The following is a 19,160-nucleotide window of genomic DNA, read 5'->3' on the forward strand; positions in this document are numbered from 1 at the left end:
TTTCGGCTATAGCAATTTTTTTAGCTGATATAAATAAGCCAAGGCCTGTTTGGGACTGAGCTCATCAGGATCGAGCTGTTCAAGGGCTTCGCGTAAGGCATCCGGTTCGCTGTATAGCGCCAGCTCACCCTGTTCATGTTGCAATTGGCGCAACTCTTGTAATTGTTTATCGCCTTGGTGGGCGCTGAGGCTTTCCAGTTGATGCAGTTTTTGTTTGGCTAATTTCACTACTTGTGGTGGTACACCAGCTAAAGCAGCTACCGCCAAACCATAGCTTTTACTTGCTGCGCCTTCTTGTACGCTGTGTAAGAACGCGATGGTATTGTTGTGTTCTAGAGCATCCAAATGAATATTGGCAACCCCCGGCAGACTCTCCGGTAAGGCCGTCAGCTCAAAATAATGGGTAGCAAATAGGGTGAGCGAGCGGATTTTACGAGACAACCATTCTGCACAGGCCCAAGCTAAGGAAAGCCCATCATAGGTTGACGTACCTCGTCCAATTTCATCAATAAGCACCAAACTTTGAGCGCCCGCCTGATGCAAAATATTAGCCATTTCTGTCATTTCTACCATAAAGGTTGAGCGTCCAGAGGCCAGATCATCGGAGGCTCCGATGCGTGTGAAAATACGATCGATTGGACCCAAGCATGCACTGTCCGCCGGTACATAGGAACCGATATGAGCTAATAAGGCAATCAGTGCGGTTTGTCGCATATAGGTACTTTTACCGCCCATATTGGGGCCGGTAATAATGAGTAAATGGCGTTCGTTATCGAGTTTCAGCGGATTAGCGATAAAAGGTTCTTTGATTACCTGTTCTACGACCGGGTGACGCCCTCCCTCAATATGTACACCGATGACATCACTAAATTGTGGTGCCACGTAATTTAAGGTTGCCGCCCGTTCCGCCAGATTGCTTAATACATCCAGTTCGGCTAAGGTTTGTGCGGCCAATTGCAAGGCACCTAAACGCGGTAATAGTAAATCGAATAATTCATCGTACAGTTGTTTTTCCAAAGCCAATGCTGCGCTTTTGGATTTAAGTACTTTATCTTCATATTCCTTTAATTCGGGAATGATATAACGCTCGGCATTTTTTAAGGTTTGCCGACGCACATAATGAATTGGTGCCTTATGGGCCTGTCCGGCACTAATTTGAATGTAGTAGCCATGTACTGCGTTGAAGCCAATTTTTAAAGTATCGATACCGGTAGCCTGGCGTTCACGCAATTCTAATTGTTCCAAGTATTCTGTGGCTCCGGTTGCCAGACTACGCCATTCATCCAATTCTGAATGATAGCCTGCGGCAATTACGCCACCATCACGAATTAACAGCGGTGGATTTTCGCCAATCGCCCGTTGTAGCAGATCCCATTCTGCGGAAAAGTCTTCAATTCGGGCAAACAATCGTTGGCTTTGTGGGGCATCAACAGCCTGTAATGCTGTAGCAAGATGTGGTAATTGGCTTAAGGCGGCCCGTAATCGGGTGAGATCCCGTGGGCGGGCACTACGTAACGCCACACGAGTTAGAATTCGCTCCATATCCCCGACATTGTGTAGTAATGGTTGAAGCGTATCGGGTAAATCTGCTGCAATTAGCTCGCCGATTGTTTGTTGGCGTTGTAATAGGGTTTGCCGTTGACGAATTGGTTGATGCAACCAGCGTTTCAGTAGTCGGCTACCCATAGGAGTGACGCATTTATCCAACACCGAAGCAAGAGTATTATCGGTTCCACCGGCAAGATTTTGGGTGAGTTCCAGGTTGCGTCGGGTTGCAGCATCCAATTGGATAATATCCTGTTTGGCCTGCAGACTGATGGATTGAATATGCGGTAGCGCACCGCGTTGGGTTTCTTTGGCATATTGCAATAAACATCCTGCGGCAGATAAGCCTAGCGGTGCTTTTTCTACTCCAAAGGCGCGCAAGTCTTTTGTGCCGAATTGACGATTTAGCTCGTTGATAGCGGTGGATAATTCAAATTCCCAAATTGGTCGTCGCCGTAGCCCTGAATAAGGGGTGAGTAACGCCATTTCTTGAAAATCTTCACAATATAGTAATTCTGCCGGGCGTAGCCGTTGTAATTCAGCCGCAAGTGTGGCGGTATCGGCAGGTTCGCATAGTTGAAAGCGCCCTGAAGCCATATCTAAGCTAGCTAAGCCGAATTTATCGCGTTCTTGATATAACGCCACAATTAAATTATCCGTACGTTCTGGCAAGAGCGCTTCATCACTGACTGTCCCAGGAGTGACAATGCGCACGATTTGACGTTCCACCGGGCCTTTAGCTGTAGCAGGATCACCGATTTGTTCGCAAATGGCCACGGATTCACCCAATTGCACCAATTTTGCCAAATAGCCTTCTACTGCATGATAAGGTACTCCTGCCATCGGAATAGGCTGTCCGGCAGATTGGCCACGTTTAGTTAGCGAAATATCTAACAAGGCTGCAGCTTTTTTGGCATCGTCATAAAATAATTCATAAAAATCCCCCATCCGATAAAACAGTAAAATTTCCGGATTTTGTGCTTTGAGTTGCAAATATTGCTGCATCATTGGCGTGTGTTGGGCGAAATTATCCATGGCGTCCTCGGCTGACATTTGAAAGGGCGGTATTATACCCGCTTTTGCTTTTTTGGGAAAAAACCGTATTGGGAGGAATTTAGTGGGCATAAAATCGCCCTCTAACACGCTAGGATTAGTACGTTTTTTCCAGTATAATTCGCGCCACTTTTAGCCAACTCCAGAACCGAATTATGAAGACTAAATACACTCTCATTTCGCTCTCCATTTTTACCGCGCTCTATAGCCAAGCGGGCTTTGCAGACTTGCGTGAGCAGTGTTTGTTGGGCGTTCCGAAATTTACCGGCGAACCGGTTCAGGGCTCCATCAATGATCAACCCGTTTATATTGAAGCCGATGATGCTTTGATTAATCAACCAACTTCAGCAGTTTATCGTGGGAATGTTGATCTTAAACAGGGTACTCGTCATTTGGTTGCCGATTCAGTGGAGGTGACGCAACAGGGTGATGCTAATAATTTGCAGAGAATTGCCCGTTTGCAAGGCGGCTTTGATTTCAAAGATGATCAAATTAATTTAAAAGGACAGGATGCGGAATTTAATTTAAATAGCCGTGACGGTAATGTGACCGGCGCTGATTATCAGTTGGTAGGTCGTCAAGGGCGCGGTACCGCACAGGATATCGAATTGCGTAATAATTATCGCCTGTTCAAAAATGCGACCTTTACTTCTTGCTTACCAGGTGACAATGCTTGGACAATTGATGCTAAGGAAGTGAAACAACACATCCAAGAAGAATATGCCGAGATGTGGCATGCCAAATTCAAGATTTTAGGCGTACCAGTATTTTATACACCATATTTGCAATTACCGATTGGTGACCGTCGCCGTTCCGGTCTATTGGCTCCATCTGCCGGTTCTTCTAGCCGTGATGGTTATTGGTATGCTCAACCAATCTATTGGAATATTGCACCGAATTATGATGCGACCTTTACACCGAAGTATATGTCCCATCGTGGTTGGCAAATGAATGGTGAATTTCGTTATCTGACCCATCTGGGGGAAGGCAAAATCGCCGGTGAGTATTTAAATCGCGATCGCTATAAAGACTACGTAAGTGAAAATCGGAAACGTCATTTATTCTATTGGAATCATAGTTCAGCATTTTTAGAAAACTGGCGATTGAATATCGACTATACCAGAGTTAGTGATAAACGTTACTTCACCGATTTTGACTCCGAATATGGTTCCAGTACCGATGGCTATGCCGATCAATATGCGCGTATCGCCTACTATCAGCCACACTGGAATTTCGCCGTTTCGGCTCGTCAATTCCAGGTATTTGATGAGGTGGATATCGGACCTTATCGGGCTCTGCCGCAAATTGACTTTAATTATTATAAAAATGATTTGGCCAACGGTTGGTTGGATTTCAAATTATTCTCTCAAGCGGTGCGCTTTGATAATGACAGTGCTTTAATGCCGACTGCGTGGCGTTTCCACGTAGAGCCAAGTTTAAACTCGAACTTATCGAATAATTACGGTAGTTTAAATATTGAAACCAAACTTTACGCGACCCATTACAATCAGAAAAAAGGTAATGGCGCTGGCGCTGAAGATGTTCAAAAATCGGTAAATCGGGTACTTCCACAATTGAAAGTGGATTTACAAACGGTGTTGGCGACTGAGAAAACATTATTTGAGGGATATAAACAAACTCTTGAGCCACACGTGCAATATTTATATCGTCCGTATCGTGATCAAAGTAATATCGGCTCTAGCCAAGTAAGTGATTATTTAGGTTATGGTTACGATTCTGCATTAGTACAGCAGGACTATTATTCACTGTTCCGTGATCGCCGTTTCAGCGGATTGGATCGCATCGCCTCAGCAAATCAGGTAACAGTTGGCGGTACGACCCGTTTCTTTGATAAAACAGCGGCCGAGCGTTTTAATTTCTCTGCCGGACAAATTTATTATTTAACGGACTCACGGATCGATGATAATTCCAATAATGATGCGCCGAAAGGTTCTTCAGCTTGGGCGTTGGAATCTAATTGGCGTATCAGCGACCAATGGAATTGGCATGGTAGTTATCAATATGATCCGCAAACTCGCCATGCGGCATTAGCGAATAGCAGCATTGAATTTAATCCGTCGAAAAATAACTTGATACAGTTAAATTACCGCTATGCTAGCAAAGATTATATCAACCAAAACTTAGGTGCTTCAGCGAACCGTTACAATCAGGATATTAAGCAAATTGGTCTGGTTGCCGCTTGGGAAGTTAACGATAATTGGGCGGTTGTGGGGAAATATTACCAAGATATCGCTTTGAAAAAACCGGTAGAGCAATATCTAGGCGTGCAATATAACAGCTGTTGCTGGTCGGTTGGAGTTGGTGCCCGTCGCTATGTAACCAGTCGCCAAAATCAACAGCCTAATGAAGTGCTATACGATAATAGCTTTGGTTTTACCTTTGAATTGCGTGGTTTAGGTAATAATGATCATCAAAGCGGTATTCAAGAAATGCTGAGAAAAGGTAAACTACCTTATATTCAGGCTTATAGTTTATAAATAGAAAATAAAAACCGTATTTGTAAAAATACGGTTTTTTTGCTTTGGATTAAGTGTTAAAAAAATCGTGGATTTGCTGCATCACCGAAGCACGGATTTCATCCCGTTCAAATAAAATCTCATGCTTGGCATGTGTGATTAAGCGATACTCCGCTTGTGGAAATAGTGTTGTCAGCATTGGTAAATGTTGATTATTCACAATCTTTTCTTTTTCTGCTTGTAAAATCAGTACCGGGATTTCAATTCTTGGAAGGATTTTCGGTAATCGTTTAATTGCATTTAAACATAGGTGTACCCAGCGGAAAGTTGGGCCGCCTAAGTGAATTTCCGGATATTTGCGATTAATTCGATTCATCCATTTCATACGGGTTCGACAATGGCTGAGTTCGTTGTTGTCCAAGTGTGTTGGTCGATATGCGCCCTTGCCGAATACATAACGACGCCCTTGACCTGCGGCTATCATTAGACCAATTAGCAACTCATCGCGCAATGGACTTTTCAACGGTACACCGAAAAATGGTGAGGACAGTACTGCTTTATTGATGCGATGATCAAAATCGGCCAAGTAATAGGTGGAAATCAGTGCTCCTAGTGAATGGGCAAGTAGGTATTGCTGTTGGTAGTGTCGGCTTTGAACGGCTTTATCGATAATCTTAGCCATATCTGCTGCATAAAAACGAAATTCGTCCAGATGTCCTCTGTCACTGCCAATAATGAGGCGTTCCGAATACCCTTGACCTCGATGATCAAACAACAATACATCAAAGCCTTGTTGGTAGAAGTCATGAGCCAGTTCTGTCCATTTCAACATATTTTCTGCTCGACCATTAACCAAAATCATTAATTTTCTGACCGCGCTTTCGGGATGAACCAAATGACGATAAGCCAGTTTGATATTTCGCTCACCATAAAGATATTGCGTAGGAAATTGTTCAAAAAAAGGCAATAATTCTGCTAGGGCAAATTGATGAAAACAGGATTCTCGGCTCATGATTTTTCTAATGAAAAGGGCGTAGTGAATACGCCCTTGTGGAGAAAGTAAAGCTTACGCTACCAATTGTTTTAAGATACGGCGAACAGGCTCAGCCGCGCCCCATAATAATTGGTCACCTACAGTAAAGGCAGCTAAGTATTCCGGACCCATTGCCAGTTTACGTAAACGACCAACCGGTACGCTTAATGTACCTGTTACTTTAGCCGGTGTTAATTCACGTAATGTGGTTTCTTTGTCGTTTGGAATTACTTTCACCCATTCGTTGTGAGCTGCTAAAATTTGTTCGATTTCTTCTAATGGTAAGTCTTTTTTCAGTTTGATGGTGAACGCTTGGCTATGGCAACGTAATGCACCAATACGTACGCATAAGCCATCGACAGGGATTGGGTTGTCGCTTAAACCTAAGATTTTGTTGGTTTCTGCATAGCCTTTCCATTCTTCTTTAGTTTGCCCGGTTTCTGGAAGAAGTTTGTCAATCCAAGGAATTAAACTACCACCTAATGCCGCACCAAAGTTATCTGTTGGGAAGCTATCAGAACGCATTTCTGCAGTCACTTTACGTTCAATATCTAAAATTGACGAAGCAGGGTCTTTTAATTCGCTTGAAACTGCTTGTTCTAATAAACCCATTTGTGAAAGTAATTCACGCATATTTTTTGCGCCTGCACCAGAAGCCGCTTGGTAAGTTGCGACAGATACCCATTCCACTAAATCTTTCTCAAATAAACCACCGATAGCCATCAACATTAAGCTCACGGTACAGTTACCACCTACGAAGGTTTTAATGCCTTTTTTCAAGCCTTCAGAAATCACGTGTTGGTTTACCGGATCAAGTACGATAATTGCATCATCTTTCATACGTAGTGCGGAAGCAGCATCAACCCAATACCCGTCCCAACCTGTTGCTTTTAATTTTGGATAAACTTCATTGGTATAGTCGCCACCTTGGCAGGTTACGATAATGTCTAATTTTTTAAGTTCTTCAATGTCGAATGCATTTTTAAGCTCACCAGCCTCTTTACCTGCAAATACAGGCGCTTTTTGACCTGCTTGAGAAGTGGTGAAGAAAACAGGATTGATATTGGCAAAATCTTGCTCTTGCACCATACGATCCATTAATACGGAACCGACCATTCCGCGCCAACCGATAAAACCGACGTTTTTCATATTTTTTCCTTCTTTAATGTTGTGTTAAACGGCTCTATTAATTACAAGATAGCGCCTGCAAAAGCAAGTGTTTTGTCTACAGGCTAGAGAGAAATTTGATTTTGCTTAGGTGTTTAACAAAAAAATCCCCTATTCGGGGATTTTTATTTATTTTTTAGCTTTTTTCTTTGTGGATGATTGGGTTTGCAAATTGGTTACTTTCCATTCATCAACTTTAGCTAACAGGACTTTACCTAGTGGGCTTGGATCACCGGTAAATAGTGTTTTCAGACCATTATTTTCAATAATATGGCGGCGTAATTGCAAACGCTCTTGGTGATTTTCCGCTAGACGGATTGCGCGTTCCACGTATTCATCAACGGTTTGTGCGATTAGCCATTCCGGTAAACCAAGACGTTTAAATAGTCCTTCATCGATATGTTCATGTACTTCCGGCCCAGTTTTACACACACCAACTAAACCTAAAGTCACCATGTCGATAATACCGTTGGTGTTACCGAATGGGAATGGATTCACCATCATGTCACAATTTTGGAGGATGCTTAAATATTGGTGATAAGGCTTATGTGGATAAGCGGTAGCATCATCCCCCAAATAAGACTGAATAAAACGAGCCACATACGGATGGGTAACCCCGCTAGATTGGCCAAGGGCAAAATGGAAATGTACTTTTACTTTGGCTCGATCGCGAATTGCTTTTAACGCCTCTAAGAAATACGGGTTAAGTTTCATCGTAGTAGACGCGATACCGATATTGACCACTTCCGGATTTTCACGCAGTTGGTACGCTATATTTTGCGGTGCTAATGAAGATGGTACATAAGGCAAGGCATCCTTTGGCAAGCGCAGTAAGGTTTCGCTAAAACATTCTTCGGAACCAACATAATCGTCTTCAACGATAACGTATTCGATAAAATCGGAATAGGTGGTTGCTGGGTGGCCAAGGGCTATGACTTGTACTGGGGCTAAACGGGTATTGCTGGCAAAGATAGTAAGCATATCCATCCCGATACTTGGCATATAAAACACCGCTGCACCATTTTCTTCACAGATGGCTTTGAGATTATTGAGTCTCTCAAAAATGTTATTACCCTTGATGAGATGAAATTCATCAAACACAGCTCGGCCAGCCTCATCTACTGCGTCATTACCAATACCGATTAAATGAAAGCGCTCACGGGCGGCAATCATTGAGGTGGAATGGGTACGATAAATGGAATGGGAGGAATGGAAATGCTCTAACAGCACGACCATCACCGGTTTACCATTACGCTCACCCAATTTACGCACATCGCGGTCAGTCCAGTCGCCGGCCAGTAAATGACGACGAATGACTTGGTTTAATGCATGTTTTACCTGATGTTTATTAGCGGCGATATCATAGCTACAATGCATGTAGACATCGTGGGAAATCGCACTCGGTAAATTATTAAGGTTTTCGATTTGCGCCAAGTATTTCGGAAACCATTGTAAAAGAGTTCCACGTTTGCCAAACGCCTCAGAGGTACCGATAAAGCGTGGTGATTGCAGCGCAAAACAGAGGGATGCACATAATTCCGGATCCAGATTCCATAATGCATCAAGATTCAAGGACACATTAGATTCCGGCAAATACATAATACAGAATTTAATCAATGAGGATTTGCTTGGATCAATATGGATATCCAATGGGTTTTCCGGATTTGGATTACGATTGTAGGTTTGTAATATGTGGTCAGCATTAATGTAAGGTGAGCTGGCAAAAATCATGCACAGCCAGCGTTGCAATGTAAGAAAACGTAGTGCCCCGGATTCAGAAATCTCCAATTTGGGATCACGGAATAATTCGCTGGTGGCATTAGCCATACGGGTACAAAAATGACGGATTTGTTCCTGCGGTAAATTATTAAGTTGTTGCGGAAAGTCGATCTCAATACCTTCAATACCTCCGAAATTGCTATCGACCTGAGTCAAAATATCCAATAAAGCGACACAGGCTGCTTCGTAGTTTCGGGCAGCGACCTCTTTTTCAAACTGGATTACGCTTGGATTTTGTTGTTCCGTCATAATGGATTTCCTCTTAATTATTAACAATGACCCCAGAGATCATATTCATCTGCATCGGTAATGGTGACTTGAATAATATCGCCCGTTTTTACCGGCATGCTGCTTTGATTATCAACATACACCACACCATCGATTTCCGGAGCATCAGCTTTGGAACGGCCGATAATACCTTCTTCATCAATTTCATCCACAATCACATCAAGGGTTTTGCCAATTTTTTGTTGTAGGCGTGCGGCGGAAATTTCTTGCTGTAATTGCATAAAGCGATGGAAACGTTCTTCTTTTACTTCTTCCGGCACTTGGTCGGCCATGGTGGTAGCATCGGCACCTTCCACCGGGCTAAATTTAAAGCAGCCTACGCGATCTAGTTGTGCTTCCTTCAAGAAATCCAATAGCATTTGGAAATCTTCTTCGGTTTCCCCAGGGAAACCGACAATGAATGTGGAACGCAGGGTTAAATCCGGACAAATTTCCCGCCATTGCTTAATGCGCTCTAAGGTGCGCTCGATTTTACCCGGGCGTTTCATCGCCTTTAAGATTTTCGGACTGGCGTGTTGCAATGGGATATCCAAATAAGGCAGCAATAGCCCCTCTGCCATTAGTGGAATTAAATCATCCACATGCGGATATGGGTAAACATAGTGCAAGCGTACCCAAATGCCTAATTTACCGAGCTGTTTGCAGAGGGTCATTAGGTCATTTTTAATCGGCATACCGTTCCAGAATGCAGTTTTTACGCCACCTTGCTGGCGTTGCGTATCCATTGCATAGGCGGATGTATCTTGCGAGACCACCAACAATTCTTTTACACCGGCTTCAGCCAAGCGTTTGGCTTCATCCAGTACTTGGGTAATGGAACGGCTTTCCAAATCACCACGCAATGATGGGATAATACAGAAGGTGCAACGGTGATCACAGCCTTCCGATATTTTCAAATAGGCGTAATGTTTCGGGGTCAGTTTTATCCCCTGTTTTGGTAGTAATCCCAAATACGGATTGCTCGCTGGTTTTGGCACATATTTGTAGACTTGTGCCATTACCGTTTCATAACTGTGTGGCCCGCTGACTTCCAATACTTTTGGATGCACTTGACGGATTTGATCTTCTTTCGCGCCAAGACAACCGGTTACGATAACCCGTCCGTTTTCTTGCAAAGCCTCACCAATGGCTTCAAGGGATTCCTGTACTGCGCTATCGATAAAGCCACAGGTGTTGACGATGACTAAATCGACATTTTCATAACTGGGTACGATGTTATAACCATCGGCACGCAGCTCGGTTAAAATACGTTCGGAGTCCACCAAATTTTTAGGACATCCTAAACTCACAAAGCCGATATTCGGCGTTGAATTCGACATAAATTCTGTTTCCAATCAGTAAAAAGCGCTAGATTTTACTCAATTTTTAAACAAAAGGCGATAAACAAAGGCAACCCAAGCGAATTTAGCGTAAACTACAGCGCTCTTTATTTTGTAGCTAAACCAAGGACCCAATGGACAATTCTCTTTTTTTGCAATTTCTTAGTAATTCCAATCACGCCATTATTCTCGGCAAAATGGCAATGGCATTAACCCTCGGCTGTATCATCGGCTTAGAACGGGAACTGAAAAGTAAACCCGTAGGGGTGAAAACCTGTGCAATTATTGCAGTAACGACCTGCGTGCTGACCATCGTTTCGATTCAGGCGGCAGAGCATTATGCGCAGGTTTCAGATAATATTCGTACCGACCCAATGCGACTAGCCGCTCAAGTAATTAGTGGTATTGGTTTTTTAGGCGCGGGGGTAATTTTGCACAAGAAAAATGATGCAATTTCCGGTTTAACCACCGCGGCAATTATTTGGGCCGCTGCAGCCATTGGCGTGGCTACGGGCGCGGGTTTTATGTTCGATGCGATTATCGCGACTCTGATGATTTTGGTGGCTATTCGTTTAAGCCCATTGGTACAACGTTTTGTGCGCCGTAAACGGCATAAACGCCACACTCGTCTGATCATTCAGCTATCTAGCGTACAGGCTATTGGCAAGGTCACAGACTTATTGCTAAACCACCAATATCGGATTGAAAACTTAAATCTTAAGGATTTAGAAAATGGCGAAGTGCGCTTACAGGTGCGTTGCCAACCGATGGATAACACGATGCTGAAGGAAGTCTATTTGTTACTGAAATCGGAAGCAGAGGTGTTGGCTATCGAGCTGGAAAGTTAAGCTACAACGCCCTATCGAAAATAGAAGTTTTTGTAGAAATCAACCCTAAGTTATTGATTTTATTAGGGTTGGTTTAAAAATCCAAAAATCAGCCTATTTTTTCTCACTCCAGTCACAGTTCTGCTTAAGTGACACCATTCCTACACCATCAGGATTGCGATTCCTGACCTTCTTAAGAATTATTTTTATTTTCATTGTGGGTATTTTTTCTTTTTGGGATCAGTTACTTATCTTTATTTTTTATTTGCTGTCGGCGGTTAAATGCGCAATAATGCCAAGGCTGCTTAAGTTGTTTGGGCGGCTTTTTCGTTTTATCGGCAAAATGCCTGAAAAACAACATAAGCATAATTATAAAAGTCGAAGGCGGCCTTTAGGCTGACACTATCGGCAATAAAAATAAATTTTAATCTCTAAGGTAATAAACAAATGAAAGGACTTAATCTCTTAAAGCCTTCCTTGGCTGCACTCGCAGTTTCTGTAATTTGCGCTTCCGCGCAGGCCTCAATCGTGCGTAACAATGTCGATTATCAGTATTTCCGTGACTTTGCCGAAAACAAAGGTATTTTCCGCGTTGGTGCGAGCAATATTGGTATTTATAACAATCAAGGACAGTATGTCGGTACGATGTTACCGAATGTACCAATGCCGGATCTTGCGGTTACCAACCGTCGTCAAGGTATTGCCACCCTGTTTCACCCGCAATATGTTTCTAGTGTTAGACACATCAGCGGCTATTATGGCGAGGTGCAATATGGTGCAGATAGCAATAATCCGGACAATCATCACTTCGATTATTTAGTAGTTGAGCAAAATAACCACCCAGGATTGGATTTCCAAACGCCACGTTTACATAAACTGGTTACCGAAGTGGCACCAATTGCGGTGAATACGGTAGAGTCCCGTCAAAATGCGTTTTTAGATAAAGCGCGTTATCCGTATTTCGTGCGTGTTGGCTCCGGTCTTCAAAAATCCCGTAATCAATATGGACAAAACCGTGATGTAGCCAGTTTCTACCAGTATTTAATTGGCGGTACCCCGATGCGTCCGGTGAGTTCCGACATTTCCAAAGCACAATTTGATGGCAATCTCTTTAATGATGGATTATCAACCTATGCCCTACCAGGAGATAGTGGCTCCCCGTTGTTTGTCTATGATGCGTGGGAAAAGCGTTGGAAATTGGCGGGTAATTTGGCCACTTATTACGGCGAGAACGATTCCCGCAATGATTATACGGTTGCTCAAAACATATATATGGCAAATGCCATTAAAGATGATGAAATTGATTTTCCTATTCGTGCCCAAACGATTTACTGGAAAGGCGATGGTGCTTCAAGTTCAAAATTAAAATTAGCGGATCCGGCGAAAAAACATCTGGATACCAATACCGATCGCCCGTCTCTTGCCAACGGTAAAAGTGCACACTTTAGCGGTGTAGATGGCAGTGAAATCGTTTTACAAAACACTATTAATCAAGGAGCCGGCGCACTTTATTTCAACAACAATATGACCGTGCGTGCCGAGAATAACAATGATACTTGGACTGGCGCAGGTGTGGTGGTTAACGCTAATAAAACCGTTGACTGGCAGGTTAAAAATCCACAAGGTGACCGTCTCTCTAAATTAGGGACTGGTACTTTATTGGTAAATGGGAAAGGCAAAAACCTTGGCGATATTAGCGTGGGGGAAGGTACCGTAATTTTGGATCAAAAAGCTGAAAACGGTCAGCAACAAGCCTTCAATCAAGTGGGTATCACCAGCGGTCGTGGTACAGTCGTGCTAGCCAATGATAAACAGGTTAATCCGAATAATATTTACTTTGGTTTCCGTGGTGGACGTTTGGATCTGAATGGTAATGCCTTGAACTTCAATTACATTCAGAATGCTGATGAGGGTGCCAAAATTGTCAACCATAACCGCAATCAAGCAGCTTCCGTTACCATTGGAAAAGAGTTAACTGAAAACGAATTAGAATGGGTAAATTGGAGTAAAAAACCACAGACTGCATTGGGAATTTATGAGTATGTGAATACCCATAGAAATAACCGTACCGATTATTTCCGCTTGAAACCAAACGGTAATCCAAATCAGTTTTTCCCACTTGATCAAAATTCCAGCAATGATTGGGAATTCTTAAGTAGCGATAAAGCTGAAGCAATTAAAAAACTCAGTGCCGCTCACGCATTGGCAACATTCAGTGGTAGTTTTGGCGAAACCGATGCTAATCGTCCGAATGGTGCCTTGAATGTCACCTTCAATCCAAGCAATTCAAATAATTTATTATTGCTAAATGGTGGTGCGAATTTAAACGGCAATTTGAGTGTTGCCAATGGCCACATGGTACTTGCCGGTACTCCGGTAGAACATGCTTACGACTATTTGCAAAATCGCGAAGTGATTCGTGAAAACGAATGGACGGATCGTCAATTTAGTGCCCGCGAATTTAATGTTAACGGCAATGGTGTGTTGGAAAGCGGCCGTAACGTGACTCAATTAAACGGTAACTTTAATGCCAAGGAACAAGGTCAAGTGAAATTAGGCTTTGTGCGTGGTGAATCGAAAAATTGTTATCGTTCAAGCCATAGTGGAGAAACCCGTTGCGAAAATAATGCTTCTTTGAGCGATGGTGTATTTAATCAATTGCCGACCACCCAAGTGAAAGGTAATGTAAATCTTCAAGGCCAAAGCCAATTACAATTAGGCAAAGCTCATTTACATGGACAAATTCATGCGGACGATAACACTCGGGTGAATTTAAAACCGCAAGCCCAATGGACTCTAACCGGCGCAAGCCAAGTGGGTCATTTAGCTCTTGCGGCCGGTAGTCAGGTAACCCTCAATGCCCGCTATGATGAAGTTGCCAATAATTACAAAGGTCATGTGGATTTCAACCAACTGACGGTTAATGGCAATTTATCCGGTTCCGGACATTTCCGTTTCTTGACCAATGTGGCTGCGCATCGAGGCGATAATATCGTAGTCAATGGCTTAGCTAGTGGTGCATTCTTACTTACGGTGAAAAATACTGGTCTTGAACCGAACGAAGTTAGCCCATTAAGTTTGGTGAAATTGAATAATCCGCAACAACGCCAAGAAAGCGTGCGCTTTGCCTTGGAAAATGGCTATGTGGATTTAGGGGCTTATCGTTATATTTTAGCGAACAACAATAACGATTATCGCCTTTACAACCCATTACGTGATGCGGAATTACACAACAATCAATTGCCGCAACGTAGTCAGCAGGAAAGTAAGGCTGAGTTTGAGGCTGTGCGTAAGGAAATTCAGGAAAAACAACGTGAGTTGAATAGCTTGAATGCGCAGTATGAACGGGCGAAAAGAGAGCATAATGCAAATAATGCGGAAATTACCCGTTTGCAAAATAGCATTAATCAAACCGATGCCAAATTACGTAAGGTGGTGAATGAATACAACAATATTAACCACAAACGTACTGCAAGACGTAATTGGTTGTATAGTCAATACAATCAATTACAGGCTAATTTAAGTCAACAAAACAGCAAGTTGGCTACTGCTAAGGACAAAGCAGCAGCTTCACAAAGCTCGCAGGATAGTGCGATGGCCTTGGTGACTAAATTACGTCAGGAAATCAGCGGTTTGACTGAACAACAAAACAGCTTGCGCCAAGAAATGGCAGGTCATGGCAACAATAACTATGCGGCCAGCATTGCGAAGGCGCGTGAATTGTGTGCTGCTCAAGGGTTAAATGATGAGATTTGCCGTAAAGTTGCAAAATTGGCCGGCCCGGGCGATGCCAGCTCCTTTGAGGAGGCCTTAGATGCGGCAGTTAGCCAATTGGAGGCTGCCGATCAGGCGCTTAACGTAGCGAATAGTCAAGGCAACCCACTAGCGATTGGTGATGCAGAGAAAGCGGTAGAACAAGCGGCACAAGCTGTATTGGCAAATTTGCACAAAGCCTATTCAAGCTTGGCTGAAATTGAGCAATTCCTAGCCGCCCAAGCCAACTCGGTGAGTATGCCGGTACAAGCCGCGTTAATCAGTCGTTACTCTAATACGGCACTATCCGAAATGTCGGCTAACGTGAATGCCGCGTTACAAATCGGACGTAACCTGGATCGTCACTTGTTAAGCCAAGACAAGTCCAATGTTTGGGTGAATACAGAATCGACCAAGCAAAATTATCATTCCGATTTCTATCGCCCATATAAACAAACCTTAACACTCACACAAATCGGTGTGGCACAAGAGGTTAATGACAATGTTCAAGTCGGTGCAGTATTGTCTCATTCCCATGCATCCAACCGTTTTGATGAGAATGTCAGCGGTAAAGGTCGTTTGCTCAGCTTAAATGGTTATGTGAAAGGTCATTGGGATAACGGATTGTTTGGCAGTCTTGATCTTGGTTATGGCCGTAGCCGTAACACCATCGACTTTGATGGTCAAAGCAACGTCTTCCACCGTAATATTTTTAGCGTGGGTGCGAATGTTGGCTATCAATGGCAAGGTTGGGTGAATATTCAACCATCGGTAGGCGCACGTTACTATCGCATGTCAAAAGCGAACTACCGTTTATCGGAAGCAAATATTGAAAGTCGTGCGCTGAATTTGATGACCTATCATGCGGGATTACAATTAAGTAAAACCCTTGATTTGGGGGGCTTCAAATTGACTCCAAGCATTGCCAGCTACTATAACGATGCTCGTCAACGTAAAATGGCCGTAGATGGTGCATTAGCGGTGAATAATGTGGCATTGCAACAACAATTCGGGCGCTATTTCAGCCACGAAGTTGGGGTTGGCGCACAATGGAATCAATGGCAGTTAAGTGCTCAAGTTGGCATGCTGAAAGGTTCTGATATCACCCGTCAACGCTATGCTGCAGTTAAACTCGGCTACACTTGGTAAGACAGAAGGGGCATTGACCGGCGTTAATGCCCATTTTTAAAACACCTCTAATAAAATCAATGACTTACGTTTGGTTTTTAGAAAAACTTTGTTTTTCCTGAGGGCGTTGATAAAGGCCTGAAAGAGCTATCACAATAAAAATAAAAAGCCGCATTATTTAGTCATGCGGCTTTTTTGTTGGCTAGAATTAAATATCTAAATTCGCGCGTAATGCGTTGAGTTCGATAAATTCACGACGTGGTTCCACTTCATCGCCCATGAGGGTCGTGAATAATTGATCGGCGGCCACGGCATCCTTAATCGATACTTTCAACATGTTACGGGTACTTGGATCCATAGTGGTTTCCCAAAGTTGCTCCGCATTCATTTCGCCCAACCCTTTATAGCGTTGGATTTCCAAGCCACGACGGGATTCTTTCATCAACCATTCAACCGCTTGTTCGAAACTCCCAACTGGTTGAACTTTTTCTCCACGGGTAACGTAGGCGCCAGCTTCTAACAATCCGTTGATTTGGCTACCAAAAGCCATAATTTTGGCGAATTCGTTACCGCTGATGAAGTCGAAATTCAGGAAGTAATCGGTATCGATACCGTGTTTGCGTACGGTGATCACCGCTTCATAAAGTTGACGTTCCGCGTTGAATTGGGTTCTGGCGGAATATAAATTGGCGTTAGTTTCTTTTTCACCGAGGTAAGCCACAAAGGCATTTGCCCAGTCGGCCACGGCACTTTCCTGACGCATTAATTCAACATTTAATGGCGCTTGATATACTAAACCTTGTAATAACGGCTCTGGATAATAACGGCTTAAACGGTGAATGAGTTTTTGTACCGCATTATATTCAGCAACCAATTTTTCGAAGGCTAAATCATTCATAGCCGGTGCATCAGCACTGATATGCAAACTCGCGCCGTCCAAGGCAAGCATTAATTCATATTGCACCATCTCATCGTTATCTTTGATATAACGCTCCTGTTTGCCTTTTTTCACTTTATACAATGGCGGTTGTGCGATATAGACGTAACCGCGTTCGATAAGCTCCGGCATTTGACGATAGAAGAAGGTCAATAACAGGGTACGGATGTGCGCACCATCGACGTCCGCATCGGTCATGATAATGATGTGGTGATAACGCAGTTTGTCTGGGTTGTATTCATCACGACCAATACCGCAACCAAGGGCAGTGATCAAAGTGCCAACCTCTTGTGAGGATAACATTTTGTCAAAACGGGCTTTTTCTACGTTTAGAATTTTCCCTTTTAACGGCAAAATTGCTTGGGTTTTTCGATCCCGTCCGGATTTTGCACTACCGCCCGCAGAGTCACCCTCCACCAAGTAAAGTTCGGAGAGCGCAGGATCTTTTTCTTGGCAATCGGCTAATTTTCCCGGTAGGCCGGCGATGTCCAATGCGCCTTTGCGGCGGGTCATTTCACGCGCTTTACGGGCCGCTTCACGAGCTCGGGCTGCAGTGATAATTTGGTTCACGATGATTTTCGCATCGGCCGGATTTTCCAATAGGTATTCCTGCATCCGTTCATTCATTGCCGATTCCACCGCACCTTTTACTTCGGAGGAGACTAATTTATCTTTTGTTTGTGACGAGAATTTTGGATCTGGCACTTTTACCGAAACGATAGCAACCAAGCCTTCACGGGCATCATCACCAGAGGTGGTAATTTTTTCTTTTTTAAGCAACCCTTCAGTTTCCATATAGCTGTTCAGGCTACGGGTTAAAGCACCGCGGAAACCGGCCAAGTGGGTACCACCATCACGTTGTGGAATATTATTGGTAAAGCAATAAACGTTTTCATTGACACCATCATTCCATTGCAGAGCAACTTCTACACCAATGCCATCTTTTTCACCGGAAAAATAGAATGGTTTAGGATGGATCGGGTTTTTGTTTTTGTTGAGATATTCCACGAAGGCTTGAATTCCCCCCTCGTAGTGGAAATGATCCTCGGTACCATCACGTTTATCGATTAGGCGGATAGATACACCGGAATTTAGGAACGACAATTCCCGGAGGCGTTTGGCAAGGATTTTATAATCGAAGGTGGTAACAGCGAAGATTTCTGAACTTGGCCAGAAACGTACGGTAGTACCGGTCGCCTCGGTGTCACCAATTACCGCAAGCGGTGCTTCCGGTTCACCCAAGTGATAGATTTGTTCATGCACGTGACCTTGACGGCGAATAGTTAGCTGTAATTTATCGGATAGCGCATTCACTACGGAAACACCCACGCCATGTAAACCGCCGGAGACTTTATAGGAGTTATCATCAAATTTACCACCGGCATGCAATACGGTCATGATAACCTGTGCCGCCGAAACGCCTTCTTCAGGGTGAATATCGACCGGAATACCGCGACCGTCATCTTGCACGGAAACGGAATTGTCGTCATGAATCGTAACGATAATATCGGAACAATGGCCGGCAAGGGCTTCGTCGATAGCGTTATCTACGACCTCAAACACCATGTGGTGCAAACCCGTTCCATCATCGGTATCACCGATATACATTCCCGGACGTTTACGAACCGCATCAAGACCTTTCAAAACTTTAATACTGGATGCGCCATAAGCATTTTCGGTAACCGGAGTCTCTGACATATTTTCTCTCTGTTTTTTATACTCAAAAGTGCGCGAATTATAGCAAAAGATGGGCGCTTTAGCGAACCAAAAGTAAGGGCGGTTTGCATTGCTTTTTTGTCATTTCGCTTTCGGAGTCTGCCAATTTAATGCACAATAGCGCAAATTTGAGGAAAT

At 43.6% G+C, this 19,160-nt stretch carries 9 protein-coding genes; 3 read left to right on the top strand and 6 right to left on the bottom strand.

Annotated elements, in window-relative coordinates:
* Positions 1–6 precede the first annotated feature (6 nt).
* Complete coding sequence (mutS, locus tag CKV74_RS03330; protein WP_007242384.1) at positions 7–2,580, bottom strand: DNA mismatch repair protein MutS; 2,574 nt, start codon at positions 2,578–2,580, stop codon at positions 7–9.
* Positions 2,581–2,753: 173 nt separating this feature from the next.
* Here mutS and lptD point away from each other — a divergent pair, with 173 nt between their 5' ends.
* A complete protein-coding gene (gene lptD, locus CKV74_RS03335; protein ID WP_007242438.1) occupies positions 2,754–5,096 on the top strand; it encodes an LPS assembly protein LptD in 2,343 nt (780 codons plus the stop codon).
* Positions 5,097–5,145: 49 nt separating this feature from the next.
* Here the strand turns inward: lptD and CKV74_RS03340 are convergent, their stop codons facing one another.
* From CKV74_RS03340 to rimO, 4 genes are all read right to left on the bottom strand, one after another.
* Positions 5,146–6,087 (bottom strand): alpha/beta fold hydrolase, encoded by a 942-nt coding sequence (locus CKV74_RS03340; RefSeq protein ID WP_095176738.1) that lies wholly within the window; start codon positions 6,085–6,087, stop codon positions 5,146–5,148.
* A 54-nt stretch (positions 6,088–6,141) separates the two neighbouring features.
* The gene (gene asd / locus CKV74_RS03345) at positions 6,142–7,257 is read right to left on the bottom strand and encodes an aspartate-semialdehyde dehydrogenase (RefSeq protein WP_007242473.1); all 1,116 of its coding nucleotides are present in this window, start codon (positions 7,255–7,257) and stop codon (positions 6,142–6,144) included.
* Between the two features lie 147 nt (positions 7,258–7,404).
* Entirely contained in the window at positions 7,405–9,303 is a 1,899-nt protein-coding gene (locus CKV74_RS03350) for a UDP-glucose:protein N-beta-glucosyltransferase (protein WP_007242414.1), read from the bottom strand.
* Positions 9,304–9,323: 20 nt separating this feature from the next.
* Entirely contained in the window at positions 9,324–10,661 is a 1,338-nt protein-coding gene (gene rimO / locus CKV74_RS03355) for a 30S ribosomal protein S12 methylthiotransferase RimO (RefSeq protein WP_039847809.1), read from the bottom strand.
* 134 nt (positions 10,662–10,795) lie between these two features.
* On the opposite strand from rimO, the gene CKV74_RS03360 reads away from it, so the two are divergent.
* Together CKV74_RS03360 and CKV74_RS03365 are read left to right on the top strand one after the other, a co-directional pair.
* Complete coding sequence (locus CKV74_RS03360) at positions 10,796–11,509, top strand: MgtC/SapB family protein (protein WP_007242464.1); 714 nt, start codon at positions 10,796–10,798, stop codon at positions 11,507–11,509.
* A 426-nt stretch (positions 11,510–11,935) separates the two neighbouring features.
* Positions 11,936–16,390: a S6 family peptidase gene (locus CKV74_RS03365; RefSeq protein WP_095176739.1), complete on the top strand. Its 4,455-nt coding sequence runs from the start codon at positions 11,936–11,938 to the stop codon at positions 16,388–16,390.
* Positions 16,391–16,577: 187 nt separating this feature from the next.
* Here the strand turns inward: CKV74_RS03365 and gyrB are convergent, their stop codons facing one another.
* Positions 16,578–19,004 (bottom strand): DNA topoisomerase (ATP-hydrolyzing) subunit B, encoded by a 2,427-nt coding sequence (gene gyrB / locus CKV74_RS03370; RefSeq protein ID WP_095176740.1) that lies wholly within the window; start codon positions 19,002–19,004, stop codon positions 16,578–16,580.
* Positions 19,005–19,160: the final 156 nt, after the last annotated feature.

It is taken from the genome of Haemophilus pittmaniae (genome assembly GCF_900186995.1).
Classification (GTDB): Bacteria; Pseudomonadota; Gammaproteobacteria; order Enterobacterales; family Pasteurellaceae; genus Haemophilus_D; species Haemophilus_D pittmaniae.

What these genes read in the sequence shown, in the direction of transcription:
- mutS (WP_007242384.1), bottom strand. Translation starts at nt 2,580, where the DNA reads ATGGATAATTTCGCCCAACACACGCCAATGATGCAGCAATATTTGCAA.
- lptD (WP_007242438.1), top strand. Translation starts at nt 2,754, where the DNA reads ATGAAGACTAAATACACTCTCATTTCGCTCTCCATTTTTACCGCGCTC.
- CKV74_RS03340 (WP_095176738.1), bottom strand. Translation starts at nt 6,087, where the DNA reads ATGAGCCGAGAATCCTGTTTTCATCAATTTGCCCTAGCAGAATTATTG.
- asd (WP_007242473.1), bottom strand. Translation starts at nt 7,257, where the DNA reads ATGAAAAACGTCGGTTTTATCGGTTGGCGCGGAATGGTCGGTTCCGTA.
- CKV74_RS03350 (WP_007242414.1), bottom strand. Translation starts at nt 9,303, where the DNA reads ATGACGGAACAACAAAATCCAAGCGTAATCCAGTTTGAAAAAGAGGTC.
- rimO (WP_039847809.1), bottom strand. Translation starts at nt 10,661, where the DNA reads ATGTCGAATTCAACGCCGAATATCGGCTTTGTGAGTTTAGGATGTCCT.
- CKV74_RS03360 (WP_007242464.1), top strand. Translation starts at nt 10,796, where the DNA reads ATGGACAATTCTCTTTTTTTGCAATTTCTTAGTAATTCCAATCACGCC.
- CKV74_RS03365 (WP_095176739.1), top strand. Translation starts at nt 11,936, where the DNA reads ATGAAAGGACTTAATCTCTTAAAGCCTTCCTTGGCTGCACTCGCAGTT.
- gyrB (WP_095176740.1), bottom strand. Translation starts at nt 19,004, where the DNA reads ATGTCAGAGACTCCGGTTACCGAAAATGCTTATGGCGCATCCAGTATT.